This window comes from Streptomyces sp. NPDC111516, assembly GCF_055635345.1.
In genome coordinates, this window is sequence record NZ_JBVKBV010000001.1 from 1010453 (window position 1) to 1037204 (window position 26752).

Here is a 26752-nt window from a genome sequence, read left to right on the forward strand (position 1 = left end):
GGTGGAAGGGCCACCGCGGCGGCGGGGCGAACAGGGGGACGGACCATGAGTACGCAGTGCCAGCGCCCCGCGTGCGAGGGCAGTTACGAGGACATGGGCGGCGGTGAGCTGTACTGCGACACCTGTGGTCTGGCTCCGGTCGTCTCGCCGACGGGCATGGTGAGTTCGCCGCCGACCGGGATCGCGGGCGGTGGTGGGGCGAGCAGTCGGGGCAGCAGCAGTTCGCGGTCCTCGTCCCGGGCCTCTTCGCGTTCCTCGTCCCGCTCGTCGACCTCACGGCGTTCCGTTTCCGGGCGGCTCTCGCGCTCGTTGTCCGGTGGCGCCACGTCCCGTTCGGTTTCGGTGCGTTCCTCCGGTTCGTCCACGGGCGCGTCCGGCCGGGGCAGGCTGGGCGCGGGTCTGGTGCAGGTACCGGACGTGCCGCGTCCGGACCCGCGCTCGGCGGTGATGGAGAACCCGGAAGTACCGGAGCGCAAGCGCTTCTGTTCGCGCTCCGACTGCGGGGCGCCGGTGGGCCGGGCCCGGGGCGAACGGGCAGGCCGTACGGAGGGGTTCTGCACCAAGTGCGGTCACCCGTACTCCTTCGTGCCCAAGCTCGGCGAGGGCGACATCGTGCATGGCCAGTACGAGGTCGCGGGCTGTCTGGCGCACGGCGGACTCGGCTGGGTCTATCTCGCGGTCGACCGTGCGGTGTCCGACCGCTGGGTGGTCCTCAAGGGCCTGCTCGACACCGGTGACCAGGACGCCATGGCGGCCGCCATCTCGGAGCGCCGCTTCCTCGCCGAGATCGAGCACTCCAACATCGTCCGGATCTACAACTTCGTCGAGCATCTCGACCAGCGCACGGGCTCGCTCGACGGCTACATAGTGATGGAGTACGTCGGCGGCAAGGCGCTCAAGGAGATCGCGAACGAGCGCCGCACCCCGGCCGGGAAGCGTGATCCGCTGCCGGTCGAGCAGGCGTGCGCGTACGGCATCGAGGCGCTGGAGGCGCTCGGTCATCTGCACAGCCGCAACCTGCTGTACTGCGACTTCAAGGTCGACAACGCGATCCAGACCGAGGACCAGCTGAAGCTGATCGACATGGGCGCGGTCCGCAGGATGGACGACGACGAGTCGGCCATCTACGGCACGGTGGGGTACCAGGCGCCGGAGGTCGCGGAGGCCGGCCCGTCGGTCGCGTCCGATCTGTACACGGTCGCGCGGACGCTCGCGGTGCTCACCTTCGACTTCCAGGGCTACACCAACGTCTTCGTGGACTCGCTGCCGGACCCGGACAACATCGAGGTGTTCCGGACCTATGAGTCGTTCTACCGGCTGCTGGTGCGGGCCACCGATCCGGACCCGGCGCGGCGATTCGCCTCGGCTGCCGAGATGGCGGAGCAGCTGACGGGTGTGCTGCGCGAGGTGGTGTCACTGCAGACGGGACGGCCGCGACCGGCGCTGTCGACACTGTTCGGTACGGAAGTCCGGGTCACGGACACGCAGTTGTTCGCCGAGCTGACGGACGATGTGTCCCGGCTGGGTGCACGGGCTGCCGCTCCGGCGCCGTCCGGGCGCTTCGGTCGTCGGCGCACCAAGGCGGGGGCCGCTGCCGGGGGCGCGGCGCCGGTCCTGCCCGCGGTGCCGCCCGCCGGACCGGGGCCGGGCGCACTGCCCGTGGGTGCGCCGCCCATGGCCGGTTACGCCGCGCCGGGTGCCGGTCCGCTGACCGCACCGCCCACGCACGTCCGGGCCGGCGGCGCCACGGGGCCGATGGGCGCGGCCCTCCGGAGCGGCGCGGCGTTCTCGTACGCACAGCCCCAGGCCGCGATTCCGGCCCCCCGGGCCCCGGTCGGCGATCCCGGTGCGCCGTCGGGTCCGTACGCCGCCCAAGGCCCCCGGCTGGCCAGGCTCGACGTGCCGTCCACCTCGCTCGCGCTGCCCGTGCCCCGGGTCGATGCGGGCGATCCCAACGCGGGCTTCCTCGCCGGGCTGATGGCCACCGCCCCCGCCGAACTGATCAGCGCGCTGCAGGCCGCACCCGCGCCGTCGCTGGAGACCCGGCTGCGGGAGCTGCGCGCCGGCCTGGAGATGCGCGAACTCGGCGCCGCGGGGCAGGCCCTGACGGAGCTGGAGGGCACGTACCCGGACGACTGGCGGGTCGTCTGGTACCGCGGCGTCACCTCGCTGGTGACCGGCGACAACGAGAACGCGGCGCTCTCCTTCGACGCGGTGTACGACGCGTTCCCCGGTGAACCGGCGCCCAAGCTGGCGCTGGGGATCTGTGCGGAGGTCCTGGGCCAGCTGGACAACGCCGCCGAGTACTACCGGCTGGTGTGGACGACCGACCCGAGCTTCGTCAGCGCCGCGTTCGGCCTGGCCCGGGTGCGGATCGCCGCCGGGGACCGGGCCGGGGCCGTCAGGGCGCTGGAGTCCGTGCCGGAGGCGTCGATCCACTACACGGCGGCCCGGGTCGCCGCGGTGCGGGCCCGGCTGCGTGAACGGGCGCCGGACGAGCCGCTGATCGCCGATCTGATGGCCGCCTCGGCCCAGGTATCGGGGCTGGTCGGCTTCGGTCTGGACGCGGTGCGCCGGGAGCAGTTGTCCACAGAGGTGCTGGGGACGGCGCTCGACTGGGTACTCTCCGGTAGTCCCACGGCTTCGTCCTCGGTCCCGCAGTCGCACGCGACTGCCGGGGCGGACAGGCCGAAGACACTGCTCGGCAGTGAGTTGGACGAGCGTGGCCTGCGTTTCGGGCTGGAGCGTTCGTACCGGATGCTCGCCCGGCTTGCGGAGCCCGGCGACGAGAGGATCGATCTGGTGGAGCGGGCCAACCGTTTCCGCCCCCGGACGTGGGTGTGAAAATGTCGCAGAAGCCCCAGGAGACGGCCTTGTCGAAATGCCCCGGCTGCGAGGAGCCGCTGGAGTCGGGGGACCTGTTCTGCGGTGCGTGCGGGTACGACCTGTCGGCCGTGCCCGAACCGCCGCGGGACCATCCGACGATCGCCATGGCCGCGCCTGCGGAGAACGGCGCGGCGTCCGCCGCCCACACTCCGGCGGGACACCCGACAGCGGTCCGGTTCGACGGTCCGGCCGGGTCGAGCGGGTCGAGCGGGTCGGGCAGATCGGAGGACTTCGAGCTGGCCGCGCCGGGGACCGTACCCGGAACCGGCGCGGGGGCCGCGCCCGCATCCGCGCCGTCGGCCGGGGCATCGGTGCCGGCACCCGATCCGCGTACCCCCGCCGCCGAGCTGTCCGCCACGCCGCCGGCCGGCACCAAGCTGTGTGTGGCCTGCCGGGCCGGCCGGGTCGACACCGACGGCTACTGCGAGAACTGCGGTCACGCCCAGCCGCGCGAGCGCGACCACATGGAGCAGGAGCTCGAATCGGTGGCCGCCGTCAGCGACCGGGGCCTGCGCCACCACCGCAACGAGGACTCGTTCGCGGTGTCGACCACCGCCCTGCCCGATGGTTCGCCGGCCGTCGTCGCGATCGTCTGCGACGGTGTCTCCTCGGCGAGCCGCCCCGACGAGGCTTCGGCGGCTGCCGCGAGCACCGCCAACGAAACGCTTCTGGAGTCGCTGCCGCGCGGCACCCATCCGCAGCAGGCGATGCACGAGGCGATCGTCGCTGCCGCCGAGTCGGTCAACTCCCTGGCCCAGGAACCGGGCAGGGCCATGGAGCACGATCCGCACCGTCACCAGAACGCCCCGGCGTGCACCCTGGTCGGCGCGGTCATGGCGGGCGGCCTGCTGGTCGTCGGCTGGGTCGGCGACAGCCGCGTCTACTGGGTGCCCGACGACCGCAGCAACCCGCCCGCCCGGCTGACCGAGGACGACTCCTGGGCCGCGCAGATGGTGGCGGCGGGCCTGATGAACGAGGCCGAGGCGTACGCGGACGAGCGCGCCCACGCCATCACGGGGTGGCTCGGCGCCGACGCGTACGAACTGGAGCCGCACACCGCGTCCTTCAAACCGGACCGGTCCGGTCTCGTGGTGGTGTGCACGGACGGCCTGTGGAATTACGCGGAGTCGGCGGCCGAGATGGCCGCGGCGGTGCCGGCCGACGCGCACCTGCGGCCGCTGCGCGGCGCCCAGCTGCTGGTGGGTCACGCGCTCGACGGTGGGGGCCACGACAACGTAACAGTGGCTCTGCTGCCGTTCGCGGTACCGCCGCAGGGGGCAGGATCGGCGTGCGGCGACACCTGAGTCCCGTTCCGTAACGCTTGATTCCGATTCCGCCCGCCCATTCCACGCACTACGCACACTCCACCCGTTCCGCCGACTCCGCACACTCCACCCACCCCGTCCCGACGCCGTCGCCCGTGCTCACCCGCCTTCGCCGCACTCAACGCCTTCGCCCGCTTTTCTTCCCTCACAGCTGTCTTCATCCGACACCTGGAGCCTCAAGGAGCCGATCAGATGGCCAACTTCTCCAAGTCGAACGTGCCGCGGTTCTCCGTCGAGGTGTACCAGAACGAATATCTGCCGGAGGGCGGTCGCGAGGTCAACGCCATCGTCACGGTCACCTCGACCGGAGGAGGCACCACCGGCGGCGTCCCGCTGTCCGGTGCGGCTGCGACGCCTCCGCGCGTGCCGGGGCAGGCGCCGGGCGCCGCCGTGGTGATCATGGTCGATTGCTCCGGTTCCATGGACTGTCCGCCGACGAAGATGCGCCATGCCCGCGATGCGACGGCCGCCGCGATCGACACCCTGCGCGACGGCACCTCGTTCGCCGTGGTCGGCGGCACGCACGTCGCCAAGGAGGTCTACCCGGGCAACGGGCGGCTGGCCGTCGCCGATGCGCGGACGAAGGCCCAGGCTAAGGAGGCGCTGCGCGCGCTCAGCGCCGGTGGCGGTACGGCGATCGGCACCTGGCTGCGGCTGGCCGACCGGCTGCTCGGCGCCGCCGATGTGGAGATCCGGCACGGCATCCTGCTCACCGACGGCCGCAACGAGCACGAGGCGCCGGAGGATCTGCGGGCCGCGCTGGAATCCTGCGCGGGCCGCTTCACTTGTGACGCCCGCGGTGTCGGCACCGGCTGGAAGGTGAAAGAGGTCACAGCCGTCGCCGCCGCGCTGCTCGGCACGGTTGACATCGTCGCCGACCCGGCAGGACTGGCCGCGGACTTCACGCAGATGATGGAGAACGCGATGGGCAAGGAGGTCGCGGATGTCGCGCTGCGGCTCTGGACGCCCGTCGGGGTCGAGATCAAGTTCGTGAAACAGGTCGCACCGACCGTCGTCGATCTGACCGGCCGCCGCACCGGGGCGGGTCCCCGTGCCGGTGACTATCCCACGGGTTCCTGGGGCGACGAATCCCGCGACTACCACGTGTGCGTACAGGTGCCGGAGGCCGGGATCGGGCAGGAGATGCTGGCGTCCCGGGTCTCGCTGATCCTCCCCGACCCGTCGGGCGGCGCGCCGCAGACGCTTTCGCAGGGCCTGGTACGGGCGGTGTGGACGGAGGACATGGTGGCGTCCACCTCGATAAACCCGCAGGTCGCGCACTACACAGGTCAGGCGGAACTGGCACAAGTCATCCAGCAGGGGCTCGATGCCCGCAAGTCGGGAGACTTCGACGGCGCGACCGCGAAACTGGGCCGTGCGGTGCAGCTGGCATCGGCGTCCGGGAACGAGGAAACTGCGAAACTGCTTTCGAAGGTGGTGGACGTCGTCGACGCGGCGACCGGTACTGTGCGACTGAAGGCGAAGGTCGCGGAAGCGGACTCGATGACACTCGAAACCCGCTCCACCAAGACCGTGCGCGTCAAGAAATAACCACGCGGAGTCGGGCCGTCCGGCCGGAGCGATCCGGCGCCGGGTGGCGAAGAGCAGCAGAAAATCACGGCCCCCGGGGGCCGGACGAGGAGAGGAGGAAGCGCCGACATGCCGACCTGCCCGAACGGACACCAGTCGGGTTCCGATGACTGGTGCGAGGTCTGCGGACATCGCATGACCGGGGCGGGCGCGCCTGCGGGTGCAGTCCCCCCGCCGCCTCCCCCGCCGCCCGCTCCCGGTTACGGCTACCCGCAGGGCCCCGGCCCGGACGCGACCCAGCAGGCCGAGCTCTGCCCGCAGTGCCGCACGCCGCGTGAGGCGATGGCGCCGTTCTGCGAGGAGTGCCGCTGGAACTTCCTCACGAACACCGCGACGTCGTACACGCCGCTGGCGCCGCACGCCGTTCCCGGCCCTCCGCCGGGTCTCAACCTGCCGCCGGGCTTCCAGGCGCAGCAGCCGCCGAGCCCCCAGCAGCAGCGCGACCCGTTCGAGTACCAGAGCTCGCGGCCCTCGCAGGTGAACCGCCCGGCCGAGCCGCTCTCCCCCGACCAGGGCAGCCGCCCCGGGCCGCCCCCGCCCCCGGCTCCGGGGCCCCAGTCACCGCAGCCGCCGCAGCCATTCCAGCAGCAGGGGCCGCCGCCGTCCTTCCAGCAGCAGTCGGCGCCGCCCGCGCCGTTCCAGCAGCAGTCCGCACCGCCGCCGTTCCAGCAGCAGTCGGCGCCGCCCGCGTTCGAGCGGCCCGGTCCGCCCGGTCCGCCGGCCCCGCCTGCGCCGCAGCAGTCGCAGCCGCCGCAGTCCGGCGATGACGACGACTGGATGCTGTCGCCGCCGTCCCGGACCCAGCCTCCGCAGCCGCAGGCCGCACAGCAGCAACAACCGCAGTTCCCGGGCCAGAACCAGCCGCCCGCGAGCTGGACCGCGGTCATCGCTCCGGACCGTGAGTACTTCCTGGCGATGATGCAGCGCAGCGGCCCCGAAGCGACCGGGCTCAACCTGCCCGCGTACTCCCCGGAGCAGCAGCTTCCGCTGATGGGCAACCAGATCACCATCGGCCGCCGCAGGCAGAGCACCGGCGAGTCCCCGGACATCGATCTGTCCGTGCCGCCGGAGGACCCGGGCGTCTCGCACCAGCACGCGGTGCTGGTGCAGCAGCCCGACGGCAGCTGGGCCGTGGTCGACCAGAACTCCACCAACGGCACCACGCTCAACGGCGCCGAGGACCCGATCCAGCCGTACGTCCCCGTGCCGCTCCAGGACGGCGACCAGGTGCATGTCGGGGCGTGGACGACGATCACGATCCGCCGGGACTGACCGCGGACCGGCCGCGGACCGGTCCGCGCTACCCGCTCGGCAGTGGCCAGACGTACGGCCCCTCGGGGTCGTCCAGCCAGGCCCACTGCCGCCCGTCCCGGACCGTGATGCCGAACCTCTCCCGTTCGGGACGGCGTTCGCGCTGCCAGAGGGAGAGGGCCTCGCGCGGGTCGAGGCTGGCCCCGGTCAGCGTCAGCAGGAACCGGAAGAGCTGGTTCTCACTGACGCGCCTGGGGAGGGTGCCGAGATGTGGGCGCCGCACGGGCTGCGGCAGTGTGCCGCGCAGCGGTACGAAGAACGCGGGCGTGTGCAGGAACCGGCCCTCGGCGTACCTTCCGTGTTCCCCTTCGCTCACCCGTAGCGCGATCAGGCCGGTGGCGAACGGCGCCAGTATCCGCGCGTCCGTCACGCACTGGTCCAGCCAGGCCTGCGGTACGCACGGCAGGGCGCAGGTCGCGATGATCCGGTGGTACGGGCCGCGCGGGGGCCAGCCCCGAGTCCCGTCCCCGGTGATCACCGCCGGGCGGTATCCGGCCGCAGCCAGATGCCGGCGGGCCGATTCGGTGATCTCCGGGTCGAGGTCGACGGTGGTCACGGCGTCGGCGCCGAGCCGATGCGAGAGCAGCGCCGCGTTGTAGCCGCTGCCCGCGCCGATCTCCAGGACCCGCTGCCCGTCCCGTACGTCCAGCTCTTCGAGCATCCGGGCCATCAGCGACGGCTGGCTGCACGAGGAGATCAGCTCGCCGTCCCGGATCCGGGTGGCCAGGGCTCCGTCCGCGTACGCCCCGCGCAGCCACTGGGCCCGCCTGACCGGGTCGGAGTCCTCGCACCACAGGCGGTCCGCTCCGCCGCCGACGTAGTAGTACGGCACGAACAGATGCCGCGGCACCTCTTCGAACGCGGCCCGCCATGCCGGGTCCGTCAGGGCCCCGCCGGCCACGATCCCGCGCACCATCGCCGACCGCTCCTCGGCGGCGGCCGTGGCGAAGGGATCGGGGTGTGCGTCGTCCATACCTCCACCTTCCTGCGCCCGGGGCCCCGGGGCCAGGACCCGGGCCGGGTTCCGATGGCGGAGGTCCCATGGCCGGAGTCCGGAGTCCTAGGACCTGGGTCCTCGGCCGGTGCGTCTGCGACGATGGACGGGTGACTGAGATTCCGCGCGACACGCTGCAGGAGCAGACCTTCTACGAGCAGGTCGGCGGCGAGGAGACTTTCCGACGCCTGGTGCACCGCTTCTACCAGGGGGTTGCCGAGGACCCGCTGCTCCGACCGATGTACCCGGAGGAGGATCTGGGCCCGGCCGAGGAGCGGTTCAGGCTGTTCCTGACGCAGTACTGGGGTGGGCCCCGTACCTACAACGAGCAGCGCGGACATCCGCGGCTGCGGATGCGGCACGTCCCGTTCCGGGTGGACCGGGCGGCGCACGACGCGTGGCTGCGCCACATGCGGGTCGCCCTCGACGAGCTCGGACTGGCGCCGGAGCACGAGCGGCAGTTGTGGGACTACCTCACGTATGCCGCCGCCTCGATGGTGAACAGCGAGGGCTGAGGTCGCGTTCCGGTTCGAGCACCGCGTGATGCTCGAACCGGAGCAGGACCACATCGGCCCCGCACCGTAGCCGCCTTCGTGGGGCCGGTGTTCAGCCCGCGCCCACCGACACGGCGAGCGTGCCGAGCCCGGTGCCCGGGCCGCGCAGGGCGATCGAGCCGAACGGGGTGCGCAGCCGCAGCCAGGATCCGGCCGCAAGCAGGGCGACCGGGAAGTCGGGCGAGGGTCGGAGGAAGCCGAGGGACTGGGCGGCGTGGACGGCCCGCAGCGGAAGCTCGGTGCGCCCGACCGCGCGTGACCAGATCTCGCGGCCGATCACGTCCCGCTCCGCCCGGGTACGGCGCTCCTCGGGCAGCGCCTGGTCGCGGGAGCGGAACTCCGCCACCGCGGCGGCGACCGCCGTGCGCAGGGAGACGGGACCGGGCAGGCCCGGCAGTTCGCGCCAGCCGCCACGGGGCGGCAGGACACCCGTCCACGGCGGCCCGGTGACGGATGCGGGCAGGGCGCCCGAACCGGCTGCCGCCGCGCCCTCGACGTCGAGGGACTCGAGGAGTTCACCGGCGGACACCGTGACGTCGAAGTCGTGCGATCCGGCCAGTTGCGCCGCCCGGATCGCCAGAACCTCGAACGACGGCGGCCTGCCGAACACGGCCAGCGCGCTGCCGCCCGCCTGCATCCGCACCGCTGCGGCCCGGTCGTAGTGGAGCAGCCGCCCGAGGAAGGCCGCGAGATCCGCGGCCTCCCTCGCGTCGGCGAACTCCAGCGACCGTACGGGCACCGTCATGCTGCGGCGGTTTCCTCGGCCAGGTACTGCTGGAGGAAGAGCTTCTCCTCGGCGGAGATCCGCCGAGGCCGCTCCTCGGCCAGGTTGTACGGCACGACGACGGTCGAGGCCCGGACGTACACCTGTTCCGGGTCCTTGATCTCGTACGCGATCGTCAGCGACGCGGCACCGATCTTCGTGACCCACGACTCGACGGTCACCGGCTCGTGCCGGTGGACCAGCGGACGCACGTAGTCGATCTCGTGCCGGGCCACGACGGACCCGCCCGAGAAGGACGGCGAACCGTCCCCCGGCGCCAGCCGGAACATGAAGTCGATGCGCGCCTCCTCCAGATAGCGGAGGAAGACCACGTTGTTGACGTGGCCGAAGGCATCCATGTCCGACCAGCGCAGCGGGCAGTTGTAGATGTGGCGTGCCAAGACGATCAGCCTCGCGTGAGCTTCTTGTACGTGGCACGGTGCGGGCGGGCGGCGTCCGCACCGAGGCGGTCGACCTTGTTCTTCTCGTACGACTCGAAGTTGCCCTCGAACCAGTACCACTTGGAGTCGCCCTCGTACGCCAGGATGTGCGTGGCGACGCGGTCCAGGAACCAGCGGTCGTGGGAGATGACCACCGCGGCGCCCGGGAACTCCAGCAGGGCGTTCTCCAGCGAGGACAGGGTCTCGACGTCGAGGTCGTTGGTGGGCTCGTCGAGGAGCAGCAGGTTGCCGCCCTCCTTGAGCGTCAGCGCCAGGTTGAGGCGGTTGCGCTCACCACCGGAGAGGACACCGGCCGGCTTCTGCTGGTCCGGGCCCTTGAAGCCGAATGCGGAGACGTACGCCCGCGAGGGCATCTCGACCTGGCCGACGTTGATGTAGTCCAGCTCGTCCGAGACGACGGCCCAGAGGGTCTTCTTGGCGTCGATGTTGGCGCGGGACTGGTCGACATAGGAGATCTTGACCGTGTCACCGATCTTGATGGAGCCGGTGTCCGGGGTCTCCAGGCCCTGGATCATCTTGAACAGCGTGGTCTTGCCCGCGCCGTTCGGACCGATGACGCCGACGATGCCGTTGCGCGGCAGCGTGAACGACAGGTCGTCGATGAGGACCTTGTCGCCGAAGGCCTTCGAGAGGTTCTCGACCTCGACGACGATGGAACCGAGCCGCGGGCCCGGCGGAATCTGGATCTCCTCGAAGTCCAGCTTCCGCATCTTGTCCGCCTCGGCCGCCATCTCCTCGTAACGAGCCAGACGCGCCTTGGACTTGGTCTGCCGGCCCTTGGCGTTGGAGCGGACCCACTCCAGCTCTTCCTTGAGCCGCTTGGCGCGCTTCTCGTCCTTGCGGCCCTCGACCTTGAGGCGGGTGGCCTTCTTGTCGAGGTAGGTGGAGTAGTTGCCCTCGTACGGCAGTGCGCGGCCGCGGTCGAGCTCGAGGATCCACTCGGCGACGTTGTTCAGGAAGTAACGGTCGTGTGTGACCGCCACCACGGCGCCCGAGTACTTCGAGAGGTGCTGCTCCAGCCAGTTGACCGACTCGGCGTCGAGGTGGTTGGTGGGCTCGTCGAGGAGCAGCAGGTCGGGGGCCTCGATCAGCAGCTTGCAGAGCGCGACGCGGCGCTTCTCGCCACCGGAGAGGTTGACGACCGGCCAGTCGCCGGGCGGGCAGCCCAGGGCGTCCATGGCCTGCTCCAGCTGAGCGTCCAGGTCCCAGGCGTTGGCATGGTCCAGGTCCTCCTGGAGCTTGCCCATCTCCTCCATCAGCGCGTCGGAGTAGTCGGTCGCCATGAGCTCGGCGACCTCGTTGAAGCGCTTGAGCTTGCCCATGATCTCGGCGGCGCCGTCCTGGACGTTCTCCAGGACCGTCTTCGTCTCGTCGAGCTGCGGCTCCTGCATGAGGATGCCGACGCTGAAACCGGGCGACAGGAACGCGTCACCGTTGGACGGCTGCTCCAGGCCCGCCATGATCTTCAGCACCGTGGACTTGCCGGCGCCGTTGGGACCCACGACACCGATCTTCGCGCCGGGCAGGAAGTTCAGGGTGACGTCATCGAGGATCACCTTGTCGCCGTGCGCTTTGCGCGTCTTGCGCATGGTGTAGATGTACTCAGCCAAGAGAAACCGTCCGGCTATCGATGTGTGGGCAGATACACCCCATCTTGCCTGACGTCCATCCCGGGACGGAAACCAGTCTCATCAGGGGCCCGTCACCTGCCCCTTCGCCGTCCGCACCCGTAGCCGACCTGTCACTGGTTGTCGCCGTCGACCGCTGCCGGGCGCCCTCGCACGGCCGAGGGACGGCCCGGGGACGATCACTCGGCACATCCGCCGCGCAGCGATCACCCGGACGCGGTCGACCGCATTTGCGGACGGCGGCACCCTTCCCTGCTATCGCCCGGTGGGAATCTCGTAAACGATCTCGCACATCCTCGGCACTGCCGGGGAGCAACCAGGCCACGCTGGCCACGTCACCGTGCCAAGGACGCTGGGCCGCGAGTGGAGGAGCGCCGTCCGCGTCGCCGCCTCTTCCGTGTCACTCGTCTGCACCGTCGGACGCGACGGCGAGCAGTCGTCCGCTGAGGCTGGGACCTGACACAGGTGCGGCGCGCTGCCTCTTCGGGAGCCGACCGGCCGGATGGGATCGCGGCACGGCGGACACGCCCTGCCGAGGGAAGGAGTAGGTGTCTCCGCATGTCAGACCGCACCGCGATGGCGCCGGAGGCCACCTGGGTGGCCAGGTGGGCGGGAGCTCTGCTGTGTCTCGTGGTGGCCGCCATCCATGTCGTGGACCAAGGCGGCATCACGACGACAAGAGACCCCTACTATGTCGGCGTCGCCTACCACGTCCTGGAGATCGCGGCCGTGGTCGCCGCCGTGCTGCTCCTCATCGGCCTCGTCCGACTGGGATGGCTGCTGGCAGCCGGGGTCGCCGTCGGCCCCCTGCTGGGCTACATCCTCTCCAGGGGGACGGGACTCCCCGACTACAGCGACGACATCGGCAATTGGACCGAACCGCTCGGGCTGGTCAGCCTGGCCGCCGAAGGAGCCCTGCTCCTGTTGTCGGTGCCGCTCTTCGTGCGAAGCCTGGGCCGCAGAACCCACTGAAGCTGCGCCGAGCATCTCGTACACGCTCGCGCCCGGCCTGCGGGCGCGACCCACGACAAAGGGTCAGCCCCGGAGAAAGCCCTCCCGAATCAGCCCTTCATCCTGTGCCCCCGACAGGATTCGCCCCTGTGACACCCGCTTCAGGAGTTCGATCAGCGCTCGGTCCGGCCGCAGAGTCCCACGGTGGCGTAGTCCACGCTGGGACACGCAACGGCGTTGGCGTCTGGCGCCGTTGATGTCACTCGTGGATGTCAGCCTGGGCTGGCGCTTCCCCGCCTTGGCTTCCGTCAGCGTTCCCGCATCCCGCTGAACTCGCGTACTGCGCTGGGGAGGTGCCTACCGAGGCGGTGAAGTCGCGGGTGAAGTGGGCTTGATCGGCGTAGCCGAGTTCGGCGGCGAGAGCGGCCCAGTCCTGCGGTTCGGTGGCCGCGCGTGTGGCGGCCTCCTGCATGCGAGCTCGCCTGATCACCCACTTGGGTCCGATGCCGACGTACTCGGCGAACAGTCTCTGCAACCGGCGTGCACTCATGTCGGCGATCACGGCGAGCTGGGACACCCGTAGAACGGAAGGGTCGTTGCTGATCGTTTCGATCAACCGGGCCACTTTGTCGGTGGCAGGGTCGGGAGTAGGCCGGAAGCCGCGCAGAAGCGTGGCCGCGAGTTCGAGCGCGGTGGGCACGCTGGGTTCGGCGATGATGGCGTCCGCCGCCGTCCGCGCGGCAGGGCCGAAGATGTCTTCGATGTCCAGGACTCGGTTGGTGAGGGTGGACATCGGGGCAGCGAGGAAGGGGCGGAAGCCGCCCGGTCGGAATCGCAGGCCCAGTACACGGCCGGTTCCGGAGATCTCTCGGGCGAAGGTGTCGCTGACGATGCCTGTGATCTGGGCCTCCCCGCCGGTGGTGAAGGTGAGGTGGATCACCGGGTGGGTGAGGACTTGCTGCCGGTGTGGTTCGGTCAGGTCCCAGTGGAGGATCCAGTAACCGTCGACGAATGGGGTCAGGTCCGGCGGGGCCGGTGCGTGGTCGAGCCGGAACCGCTCGGCCGCGGTGTGAGGGCTGAGGATGGCCCGCTGTCGCGTTTGTTCAATACTCGTCATTGTCGTCCTGTCTACCGTGTTCTGACGCGAGGCGGGGAAGAGACGACGACAAGGGATGACATGGAGCTGAGATCTCTGATGACCCGGGCCTCGGAGGCGGCCGTGGACATCGTGTGCGGAATCGGGCCGGACCAGCTCGATGGGCGGACACCGTGCCCGGAGCTGAAGGTCGGGGCGCTCGTGAATCACCTGATCTTCCTGACGGGTGTGCGGGGGCACGCCTCGGGACTCAAGCAGCCGCCGCAGGAGCGGCCGGATCAGGTGGCGGAAGGCCATGACTTCGTCGCGGAGCCGGGGTGGGCCGAGGCGTATGCCGCCCGGTCCGCGGCGACGGCCGCCGTCTGGAGCGATCCGCAGGCATGGGCCGGCGAGACGGCGATGACCGGGAGCAGCCGGATGCCAGCCCGCTTCATCGGTGGGATCGTGCTGGGGGAGTGGCTGCTGCACGGCTGGGACCTGGCGGTGGCCACCGGGCAGAAGCTGAACGTGGACGACGAACTCGCGGTGGCACTGTACGAGGACATCGCCGCCAAGGCCGATATGGCCAGGCAGTACGGGGTGTACGGCCCCGAAGTCACCGTGCCGCCGACCGCGCCGCTGTTTGATCGCGCTCTGGGACTGGCGGGCCGCGACCCGTCGTGGAAGCGCCGAGCCTGACCGCACGTGAACGGGTGTCGTGATCTTCGGCGGCAGCTGGCCAGGCACCATCGAACGAGCTCGGCATGTGATCAGCTCTTCCGGAAGTGATGCGCCGTGTCTCTCACGTGCGGCGGCCAACTGTTGCTCGCCCTGTGACCTGCGTGGATGGCGGAATCAGTTGTCAACGTCGGTTTGCATCGGACGGCCCAGAGGCGGCCCGACCAGGAGTACCCAGGGACGGATCAGGGCTCGTGGAGACACGGTGGGCAGGGCGTTGTCGGTTGTCTCGGCCAGAATGCGCGGCATGAGCATCGAGATGCAGCTGCGCGCCATGCCGGAGTCCGAGATCCGCGAGGACTGGGCTTGGCTGGAAGAGTTCATGGGGGACGCCGGGGACTTCGACCGCTTCCAGGCCGAACGCCAGGCCGGAATCGCCGAAGTCGTGGAGTACCACTTCCCCGCCCTCCATGAGGTCTACGAGGCGGCGTACACCCTGCAGGGCTCTCATGACCGGGAGCTCCCGGTCTTCGGGGGCAGCCCTGTGTACCACGCCACCTACGACCGGCCGCCGTTTCTGATCCTCCGCCCCGCCCAGGTTCGCGAGGTAGCGGACTTCCTGACCGCGGTCTCCTTCGACGATCTTTGGGAGGCGGCCCGGCCGAAGGTCCTGCCTCCCTTCTCTGCCTTCGACGAGACTGAGGTCAAGGGCTGGTTCCTCACCCACCACACCGACCTGCAGGCCTTCTACACCCGGACCGTCCCCACGAGGCACGCCGTCGTCAAGGCCTTCTGGTACTGAACCGCAGTCTTCTCCTCGGCTCGCGGTACCGAGCGGTCGGCGGAACGGCTTTGGGCCGGAGCTGCCTTGGCGCGAGTGATCGCTGCCCCTAAGAGGAGCTCACAAAATGGGCGTCCGGCTCGCGACGCCTGGCACGCACGCTCGCTGCGTTGCCGAAACGCCCTAGTAGCTCCGCTACAAGGACCTTCCAGCGCCTTGCGATCGCACGCACCAGACGCCGCGAGCTGATCGGACTCCCATTTTGTGAGCTCCTCTAAGTACGGGGAGGCGATGGTGCTGAGTGGTCGGCTCCGGAAGTTCTTCGGGGGTTGACACGACGGTTGGTTGCGCGGCCCGAGGCGCTCAGGTGTGCAGACCGCTGCAGGGATGCGATCACTACGGTCTCAGCGGGGTAGTCCCAGCTCACCCGCACGCAGCCCGGCCTGGTAGCGGGAGTTGGCCTCTAGCTTGACCATCAGTTCGGCCACGCGCCGGCGGTACGTACGTAGCGACAGGCCGAGCTGTTTGGCCGCCGATTCGTCGGTGAGTCCCGAACCGAGGGCTTTGAGGATCGCGCGGCTGTCAGCATCGAGGTGGGGGATGTTCTTCCGCAGATAGGTGTCGGGATCGACGGCGCTGTCCCAGATCGCCTGGAACAGCGAGTGGACACCGTCGACCAGGATCTGCGACGTCGTCACGGTGTATTCGCGGCCGTTTGGGGTCTCTGCGCCGGCGAGGATCACTACCCGCCGGTCGATGATGATGGTCTCGTGCGGCAGCCGCGAGCCGCTGATCCGGACGAGAGCCCCCTGGTTCTGCACCAGCCGCAGATGCGCGCGGGCCTCCTCGTCGGCGAGCGCGCCCGGGCTGAGCAGCTTGCGGGGAATGAAGTCCGGGGAGCGCGGAGCGCGCATCCGGTTGTGGATCGCGGCCCTGGCCCGTGGCTGCGAGAAGGTCTTGAGGTCTCGGGCGGCACACAGGAACTCGGTCTGCACGGACTCGAAGAGATGGCCGGCTCGCACGATCAACTCTGTGTCCCCTCGGACGGAGAACACCTGCTCGTTCCGCATACCTGAAGTCTGGCAGCAAGCTGCCACAAGCTCGCGGGGCGTCGTGGCGGGTGGACACCATGAGCCTTATGACGATCAAGACGTTCTCCCTCGGCGGAGACCTGACCATCAACCGGCTCGGCTTCGGCGCGATGCGCCTGGCGGCAGGCACCTTTGACGGCCCGCCGCGAGACCCTGAGAACGGCATCGCGGTGCTCCGGCGCTCCGTGGAAATGGGCGTGAACCACATCGACACGGCTGGCTTCTACCGCAGGGGTGCGGTGCGGGCCAACGAGCTGATCCGTAGGGCGCTGTCCCCGTACCGTGACGATCTGGTGATCGCGACGAAGGTCGGGCCGCTGCCCACGCCAGACGGTGTGCCGAGTGGGCAGGCGACGCCTGATCAGCTGCGTGGCCTGGTCGAGGCTGATCTACGTGCGCTTGGGCTAGACCAGCTCGACCTGGTCTATCTGCGCGTGGGCGGGATGACCGGGCCGGGTGGCGAGTCGATCGCCGAACGCTTCGCGGTGCTGGCCGAGCTCCGCGCGGAGGGGCTGATCCGGCACCTGGGCGTCAGTAACGTCGACGCCGTCCAGTTCACCGAGGCCCGGGAGATCGCGCCTGTCGCGGCGGTGCAGAACCGGTACACCGGTGACATGGGGCTGCTGGCGGAATGCGAGGCAGCGGGTATCGCGTACGTGCCGTACTTCCCGCTCGGCGGTGGCGTCAGTCCGCTGGACGACGAACGGCTCGGCAAGGTCGCAGCTCGCCTGGGCACGACCGTCACGCAGGTGCAGCTCGCCTCGCTACTGGCGACCTCGCCGTCGCTGCTGGCGATTCCGGGCACCGGTTCACTCGATCACCTGGAGGAGAACCTCGCGGCGAACGATCTCAGTCTCCGTGACGAGGACCTGTCCGACTTGCGAGGCTGACCGCGGTACGCCCCGTCCCGCCCGCGGCCACCGCAACCCACGTCCTCCGGCATGCGACGGCCCCGTTACGCGGATGCGTACCGGGGCCGTCATCAGGCAGGCGTGACCGTCTGCCTGTCGTTCGTCACTCCACGATCACCGGTGTGATCCTGGCGCTCTTCGCGACTACTGGGCGGAGGTCTGCGTCTTGCGCTTGCGGAGGAGGAAGACCGCGCCGCCGCCGACGACGACGAGAGCGATCGCGACGCCCGCGATGACCGGGGTGGCGCTGGAGCCACCGGTCTCGGCGAGGTCACCCGAGCTGCCGGTCGAGCCGCCCGCGGTGGCCGGGGCGGGCTGGCCCTTGGTCTGGGTGTCGAGGCCGCCGGTGGCGCTGCCGCTGGTCTTGCAGTCCAGGACGCCCTTGAACGTCTTCGTGAAGCCACCGGGGCCGGTGATGGTGAAGTCGTACGCCTGGTCCTCGGCGACCGGGACGGTCACCGTCTCGGACTTGCCCGCCTCGATGGTGTGCTTCGCACCGGCCAGCTCGAAGGTGAACGCCTCGTCGCCCTTGTTGCTCGCGGTGACGTCGACCCCTCCCTTGGCGCAGTTCTTCTTCGCCGAGACGGCCGGGATCGCGCCCTGCTTGGCCCAGGTGCCCGTGGCGGTCGCGGATACCGTGGACTCGCTGGAGCCGGCCAGGATCATGGTCTGGCTCTTGGTCACCCCGGCGAAGACCCGGCCGACCGGCACCGACGTGGTGGCCTGGACGGTCATCGAGGCGGAACCGTCGGCGGCGTCCGCCGGGACGTCGAAGTAGAGCTCGGCACCGTTGGCCGCGGTGGTCACGGGCTTGCCGCTCTTGTCGGTGACCTTGACGCCGCTGGCGGCGTCGGCGGGCGGGGTCACGGAGACCTGGCCCGCGTTGGTGCGGACGGTGACCGGGCCGAGCCGCTCACCGGACTTGCCGGAGACCGCAGCCGGGTCCAGAGCGAGGGACGCCTTGGGCTCGGCCTGGTCGACGGCGTTGTGCTCCAGCCAGTCGGCGAGCTTCTCCGCCTGGCCGTCGGTCGCGTCGACATCGGCGTTGTCCGAGTAGCGCCAGATGGCGACCTGGGTGCCGGCCGCCGCGGTCCTCTCGGTGAGCGGCCCCGTGCCGGCCTGCTTGGCGAGCGCCGCGAGGTCGTCGACCTGCGGGTAGGAGTGCTCCAGGATCCAGCGGATCTTGCCCGCGTTGTTGTTGCTGCCGAGCGAGGTCTGGTTCCAGGGGGTCTCCAGGTACTTCGCCTGGTTCTGGGTGGGGTTGTGGATGTCGATGCAGTACGTCTTCAGCTTGCCGCCGCCGTCGACGGTCATCTCGAAGAGTCCGGCGGGCAGCTCCTGATTCCTGCCGTCCGCGTGGAGCACGGCGCGGTCATAGGTCTTCAACCCGTCCAGGACCGCGGCCGCGCCACCCTGATGCTGCGGCGCCTCGTCGGCGACCGCACTGCCCGCGCCGACAAGGGCGCCTGCTATGACGAGACCGGATGCCACCACCGACGCGGCCAGCCGGGCCGCGCCCCGCCGCCGTGGAGAATCGGTCGCCCTCGTGGACGACGAAACGGTCGCTGAAGAAGCAGAAAACACAGAATTCCCCTCCGGGCGGGACCGTCCGCGCCTGCTGCGCGTGTGGGGATTGTCCCGCCAGTCGACTCAAGTGCCCCGTGAGTATTGGGGGATCCTAAGGATGAAGCGATGAAGAATCCCCCGTCATACCGTCGTACAAACCATTCCGACTCGGAATCGTTATCGCCGACACCGCATGTGCATGCCTCAAGGCGCCTCCGCGTACCTTCCTGACCGCTGTTCCGCTCCGGTCCGCCCGGTCCGCCCAGGCCCCGTCACGGCACCGACGCGAGCTCGTGGCCGCCCTTCTGACGCCCCGTCGGCCGCCTGCTCCGCTGCCGCCCGACCCGTTCACCCTGTTCGCCGTGATCGCCGTGATCGCCGCGTCCACCCTGTTCGCTCCGATCGCGCCGCTCGCCCTCTTCCCCGCGTTCACCCGGCTCGGCCGGTTCAGCCCGGTCGGTCCGTTCGTCTCGCCCGTCCGACAGCCCCGGCCCACTCAGCCGCGCCGGCCCGCCCGACCAGTCCGGCTCGCCGGGGAGTGTTGTCGTGCCGCCCACGTCAACCCCCCTGTCCACGCTCCCCGCACGTGCCGCCGGCCTCGGATCGCCCTTCGTCACGCGCCGGAACGCGGCCGTCCCCCGGGTCAGATCGTGTCCCACCGCGACCGCCTCGATGTCCACGAACGTCCTTCGCAGGCCTTCCCGTTCCTCCTCGCGCACCTTCAACCTGCCATGCACGACCAGCGGTTCTCCGATGGAGACGGAACCGGACAGATTCGACGCCAGAGTCCGCCAGGCCCACACGGTGTAGAAACTGGTGTGTCCGTCGGTCCAGAACTGTTTCCCGCGGTCCCATCGGCGCGGCGTCACCGCGAACCGGAATCGCGCCATTCCGCCGGTCGCCGTCTCCCTGAACTCCACGCCCGTCGCCGCGTTGCCCACCAGTGTCACCAAGGTGTCGTTCATGACTCCGCCTCCCCTTCGGCCTTCGGTTCCGGTGACCGCACCCGCGCAGTCACTGATCCCAGGTTGAAGGAGAGGCGGAAATCCCGCTGACGCCTGTGGACTACCGAACAGTTGTGGAAAACTCCGTCACCGCCACGTATCGCTCCCGGACTTCGCGGTACCGCACGAGCTCCGCCGCCACCGGATCGAGCACCCGCGCCCGGCCGCAGGCCGCTGCCGCCTCGCGCAACTGCCGCTCGGCCTCCTGCCCGTACCGTCGCGCCGGTCCCCGCGCCGCGGCCGCGCACGACCACTGAACCAGCGGCCCGCCGATGACCCCGGCCAGCATCACCAGGGCGGGCGTGAGGAATCCCGGTTCGAGTACGCCGACGATCTGGCCGAGCAGCCAGAGACCGCCGAAGATCTGTAGCAGCGTCATCGATGCCTGTGCCAGCACGGCGGCGGGCCACCACCTGGGCCGCGGTGGCTTCCCACCCACGCGACCGCCGTGCGCCACACCGGAGGCCCCGGCCACCCCCGTCGCCATGACCGTCGAACCCCCTGGACCGGCCCCGCCCCGCGCTGCATCGCCGCCCGTACCGCCCGCGCCGCCACCCGCGGAACAGCTCGCCGTCCGCCCTCGTCCGTCGTCCCTGCCGGGCTTCTCCACCAGTTCGTCGAGCGCCTCCGGCAGCCCTTCCGCACCGTTCACCGCAGCCTCCCGGACGGCCTGCGCCCAGGGGCCGGGCAGCCCGTCGGCGGCCTCGTCCGCCACGGTCCGTACCGCCTGTTCGACGCGTTGCCGGGCGGTGAGCTCCTCCTCGGCGGGCGCGGGCAGCGCGGGGCGCTCCAGGCTTCCCGGCCGCCGGGTGGACTCGTACCAGCGCCACAGCCGCAGCCATGGCGTACCGCACGCCCGTCCGGCGTTCCTGCGCCACTCGCGCTCGGCGGCCTGGCCCGACGCGGCCGCTCCGACGGCTTCTGCGAGCCGGTCGGCGAACTCCTCGCGAGCCCGTTCGCCGAGTCCGGGCCGCCCCTCGGCGACGTACACCGGACGGAGCCTGGCGGCTGCGGCGTCCACATCCGCGGAGAGCCGGCGCGCGGCTGCCGTGCGTTCCTGGACGAAGCGGCCGAGCACCTCGCGCAGTTCGCCCACGCCATCACCGGTGAGTGCGGACAGGGACATGACGGTGGCGCCCGGTTCGCCGTGCTCGCCGAGCGCCATGCCGTCCTCGTCGAGCAGCCGTCGCAGATCGTCGAGGACCTGGTCGGCGGCGTCGCCGGGGAGCCGGTCGACCTGGTTGAGGACGACGAAGGTGATCTCTGCATGCCCGGCGAGCGGCCGCAGGTAGCGCTCGTGCAGGGCCGCGTCCGCGTACTTCTCCGGGTCGACGACCCAGATCACCGCATCGACCAGCGCGAGCACCCGGTCGACCTGCTCATGGTGTCCGGACGCCGCCGAGTCGTGGTCGGGCAGGTCGACGAGGACGAGACCCTGGAGTGCCTCGTCGGCGTCCGTGCCGCCCTGCTGCGGCCTGCGCCTGAGCCGTCCGGGAATGGCGAGCCGGTCCAGGAGTCCGGCGGCCCCGTCGGTCCAGGAGCAGGCGATGGGGGCGGCGGTCGTCGGCCTGCGCAGCCCGGTGTCGGAGATCTGGACGCCCGCGAGGGAGTTGAAGAGGGTCGATTTGCCGCTGCCGGTCGCTCCGGCGATCGCGACGACGGTGTGCCGGGCGGAAAGCCGCCGACGGGCCGCCGCTTCGTCGAGCACACGTCCCGCTTCGGCGAGGGTGGCCCCGTCGAGCCTGGCCCTGGACAGCCCGACGAGTTCACGCAGCGCGTCGAGCCGCGGCCGGAGCGGGCCGCCGGACGGTACGTACGCCTCGACCTGGGGCGTACGTACGTCGTCGTCCGCGGTCCCGGGACCGCGGCCCATCTCCTTGGCGGCGGCGCGCCGGGCGATGAGCCCGTCGTTCCAATCCCTGCCCGCCTCCGGTACGCGTGCCGGCCTGTCGGGCGTCCGGCCCGGGTGGTCGCTGTCCTCGTGAGGTGCGGGACTCTCGCCCCGGCCGGTCCCTTCGTCAATGACGGCAGTCAACGCTGCCACCTCTCCTTCTGCAGTACGGACAGAGCGGCGATGAGATCGGCCTGCGGCTCCGGGGCGACGTCGAGTGCGTCGAGCGGTGCGAGCCGCCGGTCGCGCTCGCCGTCCAGCACCCGGTCGAGACAGTCGGTGAGCAGTTCGCCGCCCTTGTCGCGCAGCCGCAGCGCGCCCTGGGCGCCGATCCGTTCGGCGAGCTGTTCACCGGCGCCGCGGGTGCGGCGGCCGCCGAGCAGTGCGGCGGCCAGCAGCGCCGCCACGGTCTCGGTGTCGGGCGCGGCGTTGCGTTCGAGCCGGCGCACCTCTTCCTCGGCCAGTTCCTCCAGCACCCGCCACCACCGCCGTACGGCCATGGTGATCCGGCCCCGGATGTCCTCGGCGGGTCCCCATCCGCCGGCCTCCCGGCCGACGTCCTCGAAGCCGAACACCCCGGCCGCGGGCTCGCGCTGCCAGGTCGTGCGGATCTGTTCGTCGGCGGCGGCCACGGCGCATCGCAGGAGTGCGGCGAGACTCTCCACCAGCGCTTCGAGGAGTTCCTCGGAGGTGCTGTACAGCGGGTATCCGCGCCACCGGGTCCGGGCGTCCCCGGCGAGCACCCCGCCGTTCCGCAGCCGCCGCCGGACCCGGACGCCCTCCGCTCGGTACGCGTCCTCGACGACCCCGGTCAGCCGCACGGCCGCCGCGTACTGCGCCGCGACGGCCCCGGCCAGCGCGGGCATCCGTACGTTCAGCGAGTCGATGACCCCGGCCGCCGTACGCCCGACCGCCTGCTGGCGGGCCGCCGGGTCCTGGGCACGGTGGCTGAGCCAGGCCCGCAACGGGGCGACCGCGGTGGTGGGCAGCAGCCCGCTGCCGCCGCCGGCCGATTCGGGCAGCTCGGGAATGGTGAAGCGCGGCACCTCGCCGAGGCCCGACTTGGTGAGCAGCGCTCCGTACTGCTGCGACACCTCGGCGATCACCTGGTGCGGCACCCGGTCGAGGACGGTGACGAGCGAGGCGTCGTACTCCTTGGCGGTACGCAGCAGATGCCACGGCACCGCGTCGGCGTACCGGGACGCCGTGGTCACCATCACCCACACGTCCGCGGCGCAGATCAGCTCGGCGGCCAGCACGCGGTTCCGTACCACGAGCGAGTCGATGTCGGGCGCGTCGAGCAGCGCGAGCCCGCGCGGCAGACCGGTCGCGGTCTCGACGCGCAGCGCGGTCCCGTCCTCCTCCTCGCTCCCGTCGAGGTCGTCGCACTGGCCGGATTCCCCGGAGTCCTGGGGCGGCAGCCAGACCCTGGTGAGCTGCGGCAGGACGCGGCCCCCCGCGAACCAGTGGTGATCATCGGGGTGGCAGACGAGTACGGGCGTCCGCGTGGTCGGCCGCAGCACCCCGGCCTCGCTGACCGGCCGCCCCACCAGCGAATTGACGAGCGTCGACTTCCCGGCCCCGGTGGACCCGCCGATCACCACGAGCAGCGGTGCTTCAGGATCCCTGAGCCGGGGAAGCAGATAGTCGTCGAGCTGGGCGAGCAGTTCGCTCCGGGTCTGACGGGCCCGCGCGGCCCCCGGCAACGGAAGTGGAAGACGCACGGCAGCGACACGGTCGCGCAGGGCGGAAAGTGCGTCGATGAGCTGAGGCCGTACGTCCAAGGTCACCACATGCGAAGAATGCCCAATTTTGGCGCCATTTTGAAGCGTATAGCCACCTCTGCGCGCCGGTTCTCCCCTCGGAAGGGAGTCGGGACAGAGGGGACGAGTGGGGCGCAGGCATAACGAGTACACAACACCCGGGGCTCAAGGCGTCAAAAACGATGCATGATCCCCACCCACCTGCGATTATCGGTTCGCTTCACCGAACCTCCACATCGTGCCACGCAGGTGAAGCAACCAGGACAAGGCGATCGGAGCCCTATCCTTGTCCCGGCAGGTCACCGACCGGCCAGGCCCCAGGGCTCCAGGCCGCCGAGGCCACCACCCGGCCCCCGTAGCTCAGTGGATAGAGCAGGCGCCTTCTAAGCGCTTGGCCGCAGGTTCGAGTCCTGCCGGGGGCGCCTTTGAGAGCCCTCCCCGATGGGAGGGCTTTTTGCTGGTCAGAGCATGTTCCACCAGACACCGCGAAGCCCCGAGCACTCCCCCGACGATCAAGGGAAGGCTCCGGGGCTGTCCGGCTGTCACCGGGTTTTCGCGGGTGGCCGTGTCGAATACGTGTCGAAGTTTTCGGTCGGGACGTCAGCCGACGTCCGGCAGCTCGGGGAGGTCCCCCGCGGCTTCGAGCCGCCTCTTGAGATCAGGAAGCTGCCCCTCGACGCACCGGGCATAGGTGGCCAGCAGCACGGGGACGCTGCTACCGGTCCAGTCCGCCAACCGGGCGGGCGGAAACGCCACACTCACGTTTCACCGGGCTGCTCAGGCTGAAGAAGGCATTGCGGGGGGCGACGGCGGCTCAGTTGCGAATGAGCAGGACGAGGCCGGCGAGTGCCACAGCGGCGGCTCCGTATACCAGCCGGTGCGCGCGCAGCCCGGGCAGGAAACGGTCGGCGGCGATCCTGCCGGGCCCGGTGAGGGCGAGTCCGGCCGCACCGGCGGTCAGCAGAACCTCGTACTCGACGCCCTGCGGAGCGAAGAAGCCGCCGCCCCACTTGACGGCCAGGGCGTTGATCATCGTGCCGAGGACGGCGGCGCCGGCGAGCGGCGTCAGCAGGCCGGGTACCAGGCCGAGCCCGCCGAGGGTCTCGCTCAGTCCGGCGATCGCCGCCATCGTCTCGCCCGAGGGGTAGCCGCTCATCGTGAAGAACTGACCGGTGCCCTTAAAGCGGGTGTCGCAGGTTCGGATCCTGCCGGGGGCACAGAGAAAAGGGCCAGCTCAGGAGGGTATCCCTCCCAAGCCGGCCCTTCGCCGTTCCAGGCGCCGTGCCACACGCGTGCCACTACGCGCCCGCAGGGCCCTTCCTGGAGGAGTCGGAAGCCGCTCCCCCACCGCCCCGGTTCATGGCGCCAAGCCGGTCGGCGATGGCCCGGTCACGATGCGCTGGTCATGTGCTGATAGATCAACGCGGCTCGTGAGCTGCTGTGGCCCATCCGCGCCATCAGCTCCCGCGTGCTGGCCCCGCAGTCGAGGCCAGCGTGTTGCCCGTGTGCCGAAGATCGTGGAAGTGCAGCTCGGCCGTGACGCCCGCAGCCTTCCGGGCCTTGACCCAGTCGTCGCGGAAGTTGCTCCGCCGCAACTGCCCGCCCTGGGGCCCGACGAAGACGTGACCGTCACGACCGGGAGCGCCGAACTGCTCCAGGTGGCGCCTCACCTCGTCGAGCAGCTCGGCCGGGAAGGAGACGGCCCGTACCCCGACCGCTGACTTCGGCGCCTTGTCGAAGAGCCTGACCAACGCGGACGGTGAGGTGGTCGACCGTTTCGCAAAGCTTGAAACCCCTGGTCCGAGGCCTCGGGGCGCCTGGGCGTCCCGGGGACCTCGGACCGGAGTACCGCGGAGGTACTACTTGGTGACCTCGACGGTGGCCTGAGCGGTCGCGGCGGTGTGCCGGTCATCGCCCAAGTAGCGGACGGTGTAGGTGACCTGGCCGACCATGCGCGGCCGGTCGGTGAACTGGAAGCTCCCGTCCGCCGCGACGGCGGCGCTGCCGATGGACACGCCGCCCGGCGACTTGGCGTCGGTGCGCGTCACCTCGACGGTGGTACCGCTCGCGAACGGGTCGTTGGCACTGAGGGTGCCCGTGACGGTCAGCTCCTTGCCCTTGACGGCCGTCGACGGCGCCTGAAGGGTGAGGGAACTCTCCGCCTTGCCCGCGTCGACCAGCACATGCAGGGTCGGATGGGCGCCGAGGTAGTCGCCGGTCACAGAGAAGAGCCGGTTGTCGTCCGGTGCCCAGGCGAGGCCGGCGGGAAGCTGGCGGCCTGGGGAGTAGGTGCGCAGCGGGGTGCCAGCGCCGGAGCGGAAGACGTACAGCTGCGAACCGTCCCCACCTGCCGCAACCGTGCCGTCGGCGGCGATGGCCACCCCATTGGGGTAGGCGTCGGTGGGGTAGCTGCCCTTCACCGACAGGTCGGTGGCGCTGAGGACCTGGTGGCGGTAGGGGGAGCCGAACGCCGCGACGATGTCCTGGCCGTCGGGCGTCACGGCGAAATCATTCAGGTCGGACAGGACCGGGCTGTCGTAGAACGTGCGCTTCACCCGCTGCTGCAGACCGCTTGAACTCACCTCGTAGACCGCGAGGGTGGCCGGGCTGAGATTCTGCTGACCCGCCACCAGCACGTTCGGGTCGGCCGGCGAGGAAGCGAGCGTCGGCGCGTAGTACCAGCCGGTGGACTGGCCCAGCGTGACGACCGGGTCGGCTCCGGAGAGCTCGAGCGAGCCGATCCCCCCGCGGCCGTCAGCCGCATAGCCGAACCAGATCTTCCCGCCCGCCAGCGCCAGGTTCCGGGGCGATGTGCCCGCGCCCGTCTGGTAGCGGTCGGTCTCCGCCAGCGTGCTGGTGTCGATCTCGGATATGGCGTCGGCGGACGGGAGTGCGACGTACACCGTGCTGGAGTCCGCCGATACGGCGAGTCCTGCGGCTCCGTTCTCCGAGGTGATCTGCTTCACGACCTGGCCCGCGTAGTCGGTGACGACGACGCTGCTGCCGTCCGGGTCGCTGATGAAGACGTGGTCGTGAACGTCGTCGACCACGATGTCCCGGTACGAGGTACTGGGAAGTGCGATGCTGCTGTCCGCGGCGGCCGGGACGGCCGTACCGCCGATCAGCGCGGCGGAGCCGAACACGGCCGCCAGTGCTGTCTGCGCTATGAGGCTTCGAGTGCGCAAGTCTGCTGCCCTTTCGTGCAGATGGGAATGACCAGTGATAACCAGTCAACGCACGGACCGTACGACATGCCTCTGACAATGCCGTTTCAGAGGGCATCCACGGCTGGGGAGAACGCGACATCGCAGGAGGCCTCCTATGGCTCAGAGCAGATACATCAGGCCGTGGAGGCTGCCCCAGGGCGGGCCACGGACTGGGCCCCGCCTGTCCGGCTGTCCGGTTCAGGCGCTGACTTGCGAGAACTACCCGGACAGTCAAAACGGGAGCTGTCCGGGGTCTCCGGTTACAGACGGCTGCAACAGCCGAGGATGTTGCAGCCCGTCGGCGAAGCCGACCCTTGAAGGTC

At 70.5% G+C, this 26752-nt stretch carries 22 protein-coding genes, 1 tRNA gene and 2 pseudogenes; 10 read left to right on the forward strand and 15 right to left on the reverse strand.

The window, feature by feature from the left end; all coding sequences use genetic code 11:
- Positions 1–83 precede the first annotated feature (83 nt).
- Positions 84–365 (reverse strand): hypothetical protein, encoded by a 282-nt coding sequence (locus tag ACZ7L9_RS04695; protein ID WP_471412460.1) that lies wholly within the window; start codon positions 363–365, stop codon positions 84–86.
- On the opposite strand from ACZ7L9_RS04695, the gene ACZ7L9_RS04700 reads away from it, so the two are divergent.
- The 4 genes from ACZ7L9_RS04700 (at position 343) to ACZ7L9_RS04715 (ending at position 7073) form a co-directional block, all read left to right on the forward strand.
- The gene (locus ACZ7L9_RS04700) at positions 343–2844 is read left to right on the forward strand and encodes a serine/threonine-protein kinase (RefSeq protein WP_471412462.1); all 2502 of its coding nucleotides are present in this window, start codon (positions 343–345) and stop codon (positions 2842–2844) included. The two genes, ACZ7L9_RS04695 and ACZ7L9_RS04700, sit on opposite strands and share 23 nt — an antisense overlap.
- Positions 2845–2846: 2 nt before the next feature.
- The gene (locus ACZ7L9_RS04705; RefSeq protein WP_471412464.1) at positions 2847–4190 is read left to right on the forward strand and encodes a protein phosphatase 2C domain-containing protein; all 1344 of its coding nucleotides are present in this window, start codon (positions 2847–2849) and stop codon (positions 4188–4190) included.
- Positions 4191–4403: 213 nt separating this feature from the next.
- Entirely contained in the window at positions 4404–5762 is a 1359-nt protein-coding gene (locus tag ACZ7L9_RS04710; protein WP_471412465.1) for a vWA domain-containing protein, read from the forward strand.
- 108 nt (positions 5763–5870) lie between these two features.
- Entirely contained in the window at positions 5871–7073 is a 1203-nt protein-coding gene (locus ACZ7L9_RS04715) for an FHA domain-containing protein (protein WP_471412467.1), read from the forward strand.
- Positions 7074–7101: 28 nt separating this feature from the next.
- Here ACZ7L9_RS04715 and ACZ7L9_RS04720 read toward each other — a convergent pair whose 3' ends face one another.
- Complete coding sequence (locus tag ACZ7L9_RS04720) at positions 7102–8085, reverse strand: methyltransferase domain-containing protein (RefSeq protein WP_471412469.1); 984 nt, start codon at positions 8083–8085, stop codon at positions 7102–7104.
- Positions 8086–8216: 131 nt separating this feature from the next.
- Here ACZ7L9_RS04720 and ACZ7L9_RS04725 point away from each other — a divergent pair, with 131 nt between their 5' ends.
- Entirely contained in the window at positions 8217–8621 is a 405-nt protein-coding gene (locus tag ACZ7L9_RS04725) for a globin (protein WP_471412470.1), read from the forward strand.
- A 91-nt stretch (positions 8622–8712) separates the two neighbouring features.
- Here ACZ7L9_RS04725 and ACZ7L9_RS04730 read toward each other — a convergent pair whose 3' ends face one another.
- Genes ACZ7L9_RS04730 through ettA form a run of 3 tightly spaced genes read right to left on the reverse strand, consistent with a single transcriptional unit; the run spans position 8713 to position 11494 of the window.
- On the reverse strand, positions 8713–9405 hold the full coding sequence (locus ACZ7L9_RS04730; RefSeq protein ID WP_471412472.1) for a DUF8185 domain-containing protein: 693 nt from the start codon (positions 9403–9405) through the stop codon (positions 8713–8715).
- Entirely contained in the window at positions 9402–9824 is a 423-nt protein-coding gene (locus tag ACZ7L9_RS04735) for an acyl-CoA thioesterase (protein WP_471412474.1), read from the reverse strand. The genes ACZ7L9_RS04730 and ACZ7L9_RS04735 overlap by 4 nt, the downstream gene beginning before the upstream one ends.
- Before the next feature lie 5 nt (positions 9825–9829).
- Positions 9830–11494 (reverse strand): energy-dependent translational throttle protein EttA, encoded by a 1665-nt coding sequence (gene ettA / locus ACZ7L9_RS04740; RefSeq protein WP_471412475.1) that lies wholly within the window; start codon positions 11492–11494, stop codon positions 9830–9832.
- A 576-nt stretch (positions 11495–12070) separates the two neighbouring features.
- On the opposite strand from ettA, the gene ACZ7L9_RS04745 reads away from it, so the two are divergent.
- Entirely contained in the window at positions 12071–12484 is a 414-nt protein-coding gene (locus ACZ7L9_RS04745; protein ID WP_471412477.1) for a hypothetical protein, read from the forward strand.
- Between the two features lie 238 nt (positions 12485–12722).
- Here the strand turns inward: ACZ7L9_RS04745 and ACZ7L9_RS04750 are convergent, their stop codons facing one another.
- Complete coding sequence (locus ACZ7L9_RS04750; protein WP_471412478.1) at positions 12723–13580, reverse strand: DUF6597 domain-containing transcriptional factor; 858 nt, start codon at positions 13578–13580, stop codon at positions 12723–12725.
- A gap of 60 nt (positions 13581–13640) precedes the next feature.
- Between ACZ7L9_RS04750 and ACZ7L9_RS04755 the strand changes: the two genes are divergently transcribed.
- Complete coding sequence (locus ACZ7L9_RS04755) at positions 13641–14237, forward strand: TIGR03086 family metal-binding protein (RefSeq protein WP_471412480.1); 597 nt, start codon at positions 13641–13643, stop codon at positions 14235–14237.
- Positions 14238–14523: 286 nt separating this feature from the next.
- Positions 14524–15018, forward strand: coding sequence for a DUF1877 family protein (locus ACZ7L9_RS04760; protein WP_471412483.1), 495 nt, complete (start codon positions 14524–14526; stop codon positions 15016–15018).
- Between the two features lie 383 nt (positions 15019–15401).
- Here the strand turns inward: ACZ7L9_RS04760 and ACZ7L9_RS04765 are convergent, their stop codons facing one another.
- On the reverse strand, positions 15402–16067 hold the full coding sequence (locus ACZ7L9_RS04765) for a helix-turn-helix transcriptional regulator (RefSeq protein WP_471412484.1): 666 nt from the start codon (positions 16065–16067) through the stop codon (positions 15402–15404).
- Between the two features lie 68 nt (positions 16068–16135).
- On the opposite strand from ACZ7L9_RS04765, the gene ACZ7L9_RS04770 reads away from it, so the two are divergent.
- The gene (locus tag ACZ7L9_RS04770) at positions 16136–16978 is read left to right on the forward strand and encodes an oxidoreductase (RefSeq protein WP_471412788.1); all 843 of its coding nucleotides are present in this window, start codon (positions 16136–16138) and stop codon (positions 16976–16978) included.
- Between the two features lie 165 nt (positions 16979–17143).
- Here ACZ7L9_RS04770 and ACZ7L9_RS04775 read toward each other — a convergent pair whose 3' ends face one another.
- The 4 genes from ACZ7L9_RS04775 to ACZ7L9_RS04790 all read right to left on the reverse strand — a co-directional run bounded on the left by ACZ7L9_RS04775 (position 17144) and on the right by ACZ7L9_RS04790 (position 23244).
- A complete protein-coding gene (locus ACZ7L9_RS04775; RefSeq protein ID WP_471412486.1) occupies positions 17144–18583 on the reverse strand; it encodes a Cys-Gln thioester bond-forming surface protein in 1440 nt (479 codons plus the stop codon).
- A 254-nt stretch (positions 18584–18837) separates the two neighbouring features.
- Positions 18838–19530, reverse strand: a complete 693-nt coding sequence (locus ACZ7L9_RS04780; RefSeq protein WP_471412488.1) for a single-stranded DNA-binding protein — start codon at positions 19528–19530, stop codon at positions 18838–18840.
- Positions 19531–19630: 100 nt separating this feature from the next.
- Positions 19631–21604 (reverse strand): GTPase, encoded by a 1974-nt coding sequence (locus tag ACZ7L9_RS04785; protein WP_471412490.1) that lies wholly within the window; start codon positions 21602–21604, stop codon positions 19631–19633.
- Positions 21601–23244: a dynamin family protein gene (locus tag ACZ7L9_RS04790; protein WP_471412790.1), complete on the reverse strand. Its 1644-nt coding sequence runs from the start codon at positions 23242–23244 to the stop codon at positions 21601–21603. The genes ACZ7L9_RS04785 and ACZ7L9_RS04790 overlap by 4 nt, the downstream gene beginning before the upstream one ends.
- A gap of 328 nt (positions 23245–23572) precedes the next feature.
- Here ACZ7L9_RS04790 and ACZ7L9_RS04795 point away from each other — a divergent pair.
- Positions 23573–23645 (forward strand) — tRNA-Arg (locus ACZ7L9_RS04795).
- A 178-nt stretch (positions 23646–23823) separates the two neighbouring features.
- On the opposite strand, the gene ACZ7L9_RS04800 is transcribed toward ACZ7L9_RS04795, so the two are convergent.
- The 4 genes and pseudogenes from ACZ7L9_RS04800 to ACZ7L9_RS04815 form a co-directional block, all read right to left on the reverse strand.
- Positions 23824–23985: an integrase gene (locus ACZ7L9_RS04800; RefSeq protein WP_471412492.1), complete on the reverse strand. Its 162-nt coding sequence runs from the start codon at positions 23983–23985 to the stop codon at positions 23824–23826.
- 52 nt (positions 23986–24037) lie between these two features.
- A pseudogene (locus ACZ7L9_RS04805) lies at positions 24038–24400 on the reverse strand (DoxX family protein); the annotation flags it as partial.
- Between the two features lie 121 nt (positions 24401–24521).
- A pseudogene (locus ACZ7L9_RS04810) lies at positions 24522–24968 on the reverse strand (tyrosine-type recombinase/integrase); the annotation flags it as partial.
- Positions 24969–25082: 114 nt separating this feature from the next.
- Positions 25083–26408 carry a hypothetical protein gene (locus ACZ7L9_RS04815; RefSeq protein ID WP_471412494.1) on the reverse strand — a complete coding sequence of 442 codons (1326 nt, stop codon included), beginning with the start codon at positions 26406–26408 and terminating at the stop codon, positions 25083–25085.
- Positions 26409–26752: the final 344 nt, after the last annotated feature.